Annotated in this window: 8 protein-coding genes; 3 read left to right on the top strand and 5 right to left on the bottom strand. The window is 45.9% G+C overall.

Going from position 1 to position 8,305, the window contains the following annotated elements; all coding sequences use genetic code 11:
• The 3 genes from ACTRWI_RS06835 to ACTRWI_RS06825 form a co-directional block, all read left to right on the top strand.
• A partial coding sequence (locus ACTRWI_RS06835) for a hypothetical protein (protein WP_499130037.1) occupies positions 1-778 on the top strand: 778 nt, incomplete at its 5' end.
• Positions 779-1,300: 522 nt separating this feature from the next.
• Positions 1,301-1,522 (top strand): trypsin-like serine protease, encoded by a 222-nt coding sequence (locus tag ACTRWI_RS06830; protein ID WP_499130035.1) that lies wholly within the window; start codon positions 1,301-1,303, stop codon positions 1,520-1,522.
• 18 nt (positions 1,523-1,540) lie between these two features.
• Positions 1,541-1,768, top strand: a complete 228-nt coding sequence (locus ACTRWI_RS06825; RefSeq protein ID WP_499130034.1) for a hypothetical protein — start codon at positions 1,541-1,543, stop codon at positions 1,766-1,768.
• On the opposite strand, the gene ACTRWI_RS06820 is transcribed toward ACTRWI_RS06825, so the two are convergent.
• The 5 genes from ACTRWI_RS06820 to hutI all read right to left on the bottom strand — a co-directional run bounded on the left by ACTRWI_RS06820 (position 1,765) and on the right by hutI (position 8,269).
• Positions 1,765-2,490 carry a DUF3581 domain-containing protein gene (locus ACTRWI_RS06820; protein WP_499130033.1) on the bottom strand — a complete coding sequence of 242 codons (726 nt, stop codon included), beginning with the start codon at positions 2,488-2,490 and terminating at the stop codon, positions 1,765-1,767. The genes ACTRWI_RS06825 and ACTRWI_RS06820 overlap by 4 nt on opposite strands.
• Before the next feature lie 208 nt (positions 2,491-2,698).
• Positions 2,699-4,231 carry a histidine ammonia-lyase gene (gene hutH, locus ACTRWI_RS06815; RefSeq protein WP_032498703.1) on the bottom strand — a complete coding sequence of 511 codons (1,533 nt, stop codon included), beginning with the start codon at positions 4,229-4,231 and terminating at the stop codon, positions 2,699-2,701.
• Between the two features lie 14 nt (positions 4,232-4,245).
• Positions 4,246-5,940 (bottom strand): urocanate hydratase, encoded by a 1,695-nt coding sequence (hutU, locus tag ACTRWI_RS06810; RefSeq protein ID WP_499130031.1) that lies wholly within the window; start codon positions 5,938-5,940, stop codon positions 4,246-4,248.
• A gap of 69 nt (positions 5,941-6,009) precedes the next feature.
• On the bottom strand, positions 6,010-7,038 hold the full coding sequence (hutG, locus tag ACTRWI_RS06805) for a formimidoylglutamase (protein ID WP_499130030.1): 1,029 nt from the start codon (positions 7,036-7,038) through the stop codon (positions 6,010-6,012).
• A complete protein-coding gene (hutI, locus tag ACTRWI_RS06800) occupies positions 7,025-8,269 on the bottom strand; it encodes an imidazolonepropionase (RefSeq protein WP_499130028.1) in 1,245 nt (414 codons plus the stop codon). The genes hutG and hutI overlap by 14 nt, the downstream gene beginning before the upstream one ends.
• Positions 8,270-8,305 lie beyond the last annotated feature (36 nt).

Below are 8,305 nucleotides of genomic sequence, written 5' to 3'. Positions count from 1 at the left end.
ACATACTTTTGAATTTACCAACAAATCAGATCAAAATATTGAAGTTTTGAATGTTTATCCTGTTTCTTATTACGACACGGTTATAACAGACAACGGATGTAGCACTTTAACTGCAGGGCAAAGCTGTGAAGTTGTGATGAGCTATAACCTAAATTCATTTGGTAAACATGAATTTGGTATTTACGTTGATACTGACCAATTAGTAGGAACGGTTAAATCAACGGCTTCTGTAATCGGAGCGAGAAATGTAACGAATACGGTGAGTTCATATGTAAGCATACCAAACAGTGGCGTCTACAACACACAAGCTTGGGTTACAGAAGGTGACACGCTGTCCTCACCGTCCATTAGCCATGGTACATCTACAGCGCTTATTGTTGAGGGGATTCCTTCTGGTACTGTTTCGTTTGACCTAACTGCATCGTCTGAAGCTGATCATGATTTTGTTGAGGTTTATATTAATGGTCAAAAACTTGATAGTTTCTCTGGTGAGTTTTCTGATTCGGTCAACCTACCGATGGTGAGAGACTCCAATAATAGCTTTATGATTAAATATGTGAAGGATTGGTTTGGTTCCAATGGAAATGACAAAGCTACGGTCAAGAACTTCTCTTATACCGATGAGATAAAGATATCTAAAGCTGAAGGAATGCAAAACGCAAAAAGCTCAGGGGGCGGCAGCGGTGGTTCTCTGGCTTGGCATTGGTTATTTGTGCTTTTAGGCGGTGCGATCGTGCGTAAGTCATTTTCACCAATGAAGATGAAAGGTGATCAGTAGGCTATACTACTTGCGCTAGCTTAAGACTGATAGCCAACTTATCACCTGTAGTTAAACGCGAAAAGCCCAGCCTGATGAAATCAGCTGGGCTTTATTGATCTGAATTCACGATGCTAGCTACCTCCAATTTCCGTTTCTAACTTGGTATCAATCAGTTCCAAATCAAACCAGAAGAGCGAGCACTAGAGTAATTATTCGGTGCCGAATATGTTGATTACAAACAAAAGATTAGGCGTTGGATTTTATTTGCTCTATGGAGTAATGAGTTAATCAACCACTAATATCCGTTACGTTTCAAGGTAAGCCATATTTTGGTTCGCTTACCATTTATATTTAATTTTTATCAAATAACCTACCCGTCATTATTAAAACAAATGAAAGGTTAGGTAATGAAAGTTATCCAGACAAAATGGCTGCCATAAAGTATTTATGCGGTTGGCCTCTCTTCAATGCCAGTGTTGGCAGATATTTCTCCTCATAATTATTAACGGTAATGAAGCGGTAAAAGGTAGCTAGCCATTCATGGTCGCGCTTGTTTCAAAAAATGTGGACGCCTACGAAGGGCAGTTCTGCGGTGCAAGTTTTATTGGTGAGCGATATGTACTCACCGCAGCACACTGTATCGAAGCAAGCAGAAACCAAGAATTTGAAGTTGTCATTGGTGTCTCTGATCTTTCTTCGCCCGGCGCAGAGCTTCACCGCTATTCTGTTGAGCAAATTTATGCTCATGAAAATTATACTTAAGAGCCTGCGAATAATGACATGGCCATTATTGAGCTTAGTGATAAGTCTGCGGAATCTACCGTCAATCTGGTCGTTGGATATGTCCGTGATAACTTGAATGCAGGTCAGATGTTAACTGTCATAGGTTGGGGTGACCAGAATTCATCGCAAGAGCAATACTCATCCATGAGTCAGTTGCATCGAATGAAAAAAGCCCAACTTGAGGATATCAAGCTGGGCTTTTTAATTCTCTATTCGCTTACTTAAGCGGCAGCTGAGAACTGAGCTAGAAACATCTCTTTGCGTTCGTTGAAGCGGTATACTAGGTCGTCTACAGAAGCTTGGTCGTATGGCTTAAGGCCGCTTGCTACCATGCGCTTCACACCTTTACCGACTACTTCGCCATCTTCTTTGAAATCGAAGTTCAGTGTCACGATGCCGCGCTTGCCTTCAACGTCAAACGTCGCTCCAGAGTATTCAACTTCTGGGTGAGAAAGGTCTAGGCGAGCAAACTCAACTTCCATGCTCTCGTAAATCACAAGAGGGCGCTGGCAGTTGATCATCATTTGTTGCTCTTCCATAAGAGGAACCATGATGTGAGGAAAGTTCATACCTGAGAACTTAACGTAGTTTGTTACTACGTGCTCGATGAAAGCTTGATCGTGGCTCTTCTCACCTTCACAAGACATGTGTAGGTACTCTTTACCATTTGCATCGATAAGTGAGCTCTCTTTTTCACACTTATTATCAACGCTTAACGCAATACCGTTACCAACCATACCTGAAAAATCAAAACGCATTTTTTGGCTGATACCTTCTTTTTGCAGAAGAACCGCAAATAAAAGATCGCCAGGAACACAGAAGCGCTTGTTGTCTTCATCGTGAATTGGGTTGAAGTCGCCGGCTACTTTTTTAGCAAAGTGGCTTGCTTGTTCACGAGTGAATTGAAATTGATTGTCTTCAGTAGAAAAGTAAGGTGTCAGAAACATAGTATCGCTATTAGTCATCAAATCTGGGATGGATTATAGCTAACTAACTTCGATCTAATGGTCTATCCAGTTAACTTTGCATATATATCAGTCAATTAGATAAATACGTTGGATGGTATGTGAGGTTTTTAAGGGGGATATGGTGATTGGTTCAATGCAACAAGGGCTAATCGATAGCCCTTGATTATATGATGTGTTATTTCACGACTTAGAAGCTACACAAAATACCTTCAGGCATTAAGTGGTTGTGCACAGATAATTTGAGCAATAAGTTAGCTTGCTCGATATCCGGTGCGAAGTAGCGGTCTTTGTCGTAGAAGCTGACTTTTTCACGCAGGATCTGTTTCGCTTCTTCTACTCGAGGTGAAGAGAGGTTTGGCGCTCTAAAATCCAACCCTTGCGCTGCTGCTAAATACTCAACCGCCAATATTCCACGAGTGTTCTCTGCCATGTCACGAAGACGACGACCTGCAAAGGTTGCCATAGAAACATGATCTTCTTGGTTAGCGGACGTTGGTAAGCTGTCTACAGAAGCTGGATGAGCCAGTGTTTTGTTCTCACTAGCTAGTGCTGCTGAGGTAACCTGAGCAATCATAAAGCCAGAGTTAACGCCGCCATTGTCGACTAAGAACGGTGGAAGTTTGCTGAGGGCGCTATCAATCAGCAGTGCCATTCGACGCTCTGACAAACTACCAATTTCAGCAATGGCTAAGGCTAGGTTATCGGCGGCCATAGCAACCGGTTCTGCGTGGAAGTTACCACCCGAAATGATGTCACCATCGTCTGCAAAGACCAGTGGGTTGTCCGATACGGAATTTGCTTCAACCATTAGTGTTTCTGCTGAGTTACGGATCTGCTGTAGACACGCGCCCATCACTTGAGGCTGGCAACGCAGTGAGTAAGGATCTTGGACCTTTTCACAACACGTGTGCGATTCACCAATCTCACTCTTCTGGTCGAGCAGATGACGGTAAGCCAACGCAGCGTCCATTTGCCCACGGTGACCACGAACGCGGTGAATTCGAGGATCAAATGGGCGGCGGCTACCTAGCGCAGCTTCCACAGACATCGCGCCACATACCGTCGCAGACGCGAACAAGTCTTCTGCTGCGAATAGGCCTTCTAAGGCGAATGCGGTGGATGCTTGCGTACCGTTGAGTAGCGCTAAACCTTCTTTAGGAGCGAGTGTGATTGGCTCTAGTCCCGCGATCTTCATCGCTTCTAAACCAGTGATAATTTTACCGTTGTGACGAGCTTGGCCCTCACCAAGTAGAACAGTACTCATGTGAGCAAGGGGAGCAAGGTCGCCTGATGCGCCCACTGAGCCTTTTTGTGGCACACAAGGGTAGACTTGCGCGTTCACTAGATCGATCAGGGCATTGATTACCTTGAGTCGGATACCTGAGTAGCCGCGAGACAAGCTGTTAATCTTGAGTACCATCATCAAGCGCACGGTTTCGTCAGACATGAATTTACCTATGCCTGCTGCGTGAGAAAGTACGATGCTTTTCTGTAGAACTTCGAGATCTTCTGGAGCAATCTTGGTGTTCGCCAGCAAGCCAAAGCCCGTGTTGATGCCATAAACAGTGCGGTCTTCTGCAATCACTTGTTCGACAACCTGCATACTCGCTTCAATATCTGGGATAGCAGCAGAGTCGAGCGACAAATTCACCGGACTGCGGCTGATTTTACGTAGTTCAGATAGACCTAGATGCCCTGGTTTAAGTAATAAATTCAACATGTTCTCTCCAGACATTAAAGGCGACGAAGTTCTTCGTTTAGCATAGGTAAATCAAGTTTCTTTTCTTTCGCACACTGCTTAGCAATGTCGTAACCCGCATCCGCATGACGCATAACGCCTGTTGCTGGATCATTGTGAAGTACGCGTGCAATACGCTGTGAAGCATCTTCACTGCCGTCACAACAAATCACCATACCTGAGTGTTGCGAGAAGCCCATACCAACGCCGCCACCATGGTGTAAAGAAACCCAAGTTGCGCCGCCAGCTGTGTTTAGCAGTGCATTCAATAGAGGCCAATCTGATACGGCATCTGAACCATCCATCATGCCTTCTGTTTCACGGTTTGGACTTGCAACCGAACCTGAATCTAGGTGGTCACGACCGATAACGACTGGTGCTTTCAGCTCGCCATTTTTCACCATTTCATTGAAGGCTTGGCCTAAGCGTTCACGATCTTTCAAACCTACCCAGCAGATACGTGCCGGTAGACCCTGGAACTGAATGCGTTCACGCGCCATATCTAGCCAGTTATGCAGGTGAGGATTGTCTGGAATCAGCTCTTTTACTTTTTGGTCTGTTTTGTAGATGTCTTCTGGGTCGCCAGATAGAGCAGCCCAACGGAAAGGACCGATACCTTCACAGAACAGTGGACGAATATAAGCAGGAACGAAACCTGGGAAATCAAACGCGTTCTCTACGCCTACTTCCAATGCCATTTGACGAATATTGTTGCCATAGTCCACGGTTGCAGCTCCGCGATATTGCAGGTCAAGCATCGCTTGAACTTGAATCGCCATGGACTGCTTAGCTGCTTTAACGACTTTCGCTTCATCAATGGTACGCTCTTGCGCAGCCTTCTCAATCGTCCAACCTTGAGGCAAGTAGCCATTCAGAGGATCGTGCGCCGAGGTTTGGTCTGTTACGACATCTGGCGTGATGTTGCGCTCTACTAACTCAGGGAACACATCCGCAGCGTTACCCAACAGACCAACAGAAATAGGTGTGTCAGACTCTTTAATGATAGCCATCGCTTCATCTAAGCTGGTGGCTTTCTTGTCTACATAACCAGTACGCAGACGGTAATCGATGCGTGATTCATCACACTCAACCGCAATCATTGAGAAGCCAGCCATGGTCGCTGCAAGAGGTTGAGCACCACCCATGCCGCCAAGGCCACCTGTAAGTACCCACTTGCCTTTTGCTTCGCCTTGGAAGTGTTTCTTCGCGATAGCGACAAAGGTTTCATAAGTACCTTGAACTATGCCTTGTGATCCGATGTAGATCCAGCTACCTGCGGTCATTTGGCCATACATCATCAAGCCTTCTTTATCGAGCTCGTTGAAGTGTTCCCAGTTTGCCCAATGTGGAACAAGGTTCGAGTTAGCGATTAACACGCGAGGTGCGTTTTTATGAGTCGGGAACACGCCTACAGGTTTACCCGATTGAACAAGTAGTGTTTGGTCGTCTTCTAAACGCTCTAATACTTCAACAATCTTGTCGTAACATTTCCAATCGCGTGCTGCACGACCAATACCACCATACACAACCAGTGCATGCGGGTGTTCTGCCACATCAGGATCTAGGTTGTTCATCAGCATACGTAGTGGTGCTTCTGTTAACCAAGATTTTGCGCGCAAAGTTGTGCCATGAGGTGCGCGAATTTCGCGAGCCGTGTCGAGACGAGGGTCACTGTTGTGGTGTTCCGTCATTTTGAAATTCCTTCTGTTTCACGTTATATCGTTGTTATCGTTGTAGTTGTATTTATCTGTATAGCTGGTTTATTCACTGGCCATTGCACTGGCAATATCCCAACACAAACGAGCCGCCAATCGAGCCGTTTGGCCATCGACGTCGTAGTCTGGGTTGTATTCCGCAATGTCCGCGATAATGAGTTTCTCACTGTGTTTAAAAATCTGTTCTAGGAAAGGCGCGAGCGCTTCATAGCTGACGCCTCTTGCCGCTGGGGCACTGACACCCGGCGCAGTCGCCGCAGGGAAGACATCGAGATCAATAGTGAGATAGAGGTAATCACAATCAGTGATGAACTTTTGCAACTTAACCAGTTGAGCTATTTGGTTTACTTGGGTGATATCGCGATCATGTTCGTACCACACATCAAGTTGGTCGGCTTTATTGAACAGCGCTTTGGTATTGCTGGCAGCACTTACGCCTAGGCAAGCGTATTGAAATGGCCACTGATGTGCATGGCAGTATTCGCTAATCTGATTAAAGGGTGTGCCTGAGCTTGGCTTGACGTCAGCAATGTCGCTTTCAAATTCACGAAGGTCAAAGTGAGCATCAAAGTTAACGATGCCTATCTTAGGTTTGTGAACTGATTGAGTTCTGTGAAGATGCTCAGCTAGGCCTTGGAAAGAAGCCCAAGCGACTTCGTGACCACCGCCAAGGGTAATCACTTTGTTGGTTGATAGCGCATTGGCAATCACAGTAGCGCACTGTCTCTGGCTCATTTCTAATTGATCATCGTTACATTCGATATCGCCAAGATCAGCAATGCGTGCATCATTGTGCCAAGCCATATTAGCTAAAGCTTGGCGAATCAAATTAGGTGCTTGTTTTGCGCCAATACGTCCTTTATTTCTTGCAACACCGGCATCGCTGGCGAAACCAACCAAGGCAACAGCGTTGTCAGTAAGCCCTTCATTTAAAATATTACTTTGTACTTGTTTGGTAATGTGATGAACGCGAGTACCGAGCTCGCCATCTTCAAGATCATTACGTCCCGTCCACACAAAGTTGTGAGTGGTGACTGCAGTTGCGTTAGTGCTATTGGATTTAGATTGAGTCATGACAGACCTCGCCATTAACAATGCGCTTATGCAAATGAGGTACGCCAACTTGATAGCTTAGATCGGCTGGATGATCGATATTCCAAATAGCCAAATCAGCAGAGTAACCCACTTCAATTTTGCCTCTGTTTTGCGACTCGCCAATGGCGGCAGCTGCATGGCAAGTTACCCCGCGTAATGCTTCTTCTGGGGTTGTGCCAAATAGGGTACAGCTCATATTCATCATCAGTGTTAAGTCAGCAAAAGGAGAAGTGCCGGGATTTAAGTCGGTCGCGATTGCCATTGGGGTGTTGTGCTCGCGAAGTAGGGAAATTGGTGGCTGTTGAGTCTCTTTCAAAAAGTAAAAAGCGCCCGGTAATAAGGTGGCGACAGTACCTGATTCGGCCAGCGCTTTTACTCCGGCTTCATCTAAGTACTCCACATGATCAACAGAGAGAGCACCGTATTTAGCAGCAAGCGCACTGCCACCCATATTAGAAAGCTGTTCTGTGTGGCCTTTGATCGCCAATCCATGTTCTTTAGCGGCCGCAAATACACGCTCGGTTTGTTCTAGGTTGAAGCCGATCGATTCGCAGAATACGTCGACTGCGTCGGCTAAGCCTTGCTCTGCAGCCTTGGGGATGATCTCTTGGCATACCAGATCAACGTAACGATCCGGTTGTTCTCTATATTCTGGTGGTACAGCGTGTGCTGCAAGTAGTGTGGTGGTGACCTTAATACGACGGTGGTTTTCTAGGGCTTTAGCAGCACGTAGCATCTTAAGTTCGTCATCAAGCGTTAAGCCATAGCCAGACTTTACTTCAACGCTGGTGACACCACTTCGTAGAAGACCGTCTAATCTAGGCAGCGCCATTTCAACCAGTTCGGCTTCTTGCGCGGCTCGTGTCGCCGTTACCGTCGCTAAAATACCACCACCTTGTTTTGCGATGTCGGTGTAGGAGACACCATTAAGACGTTGTTCAAATTCATTGGCGCGATTACCTGCAAACACAAGGTGTGTGTGGCAATCAATCAGCCCAGGGGTAACGAGTTTGTTTTTGCAGTCGTAGATGATGTGATCAACAGAGCGGCTAGCACTCGCAGTTTCACAATGAAGTGACTCATCGCTTGAGTGTGACAGGGATACGATCTTACCGTTTTCGATAACGATATCTTGCGGGGAGGAAGGTTGATAACCGTCGGCTCCCGAGCTCATCGAAACCACTCGCGCATTTTTGAGGATCAAATTCATAATCACCTAGATCTTTGCTAAATAATAAATGTATAT

It is taken from the genome of Pseudoalteromonas sp. G5_S1_14_S5 (assembly GCF_054968605.1).
The sequence above is the reverse complement of the archived record's forward strand: the minus strand, read 5'-3'. Positions and strand labels throughout refer to the sequence as shown.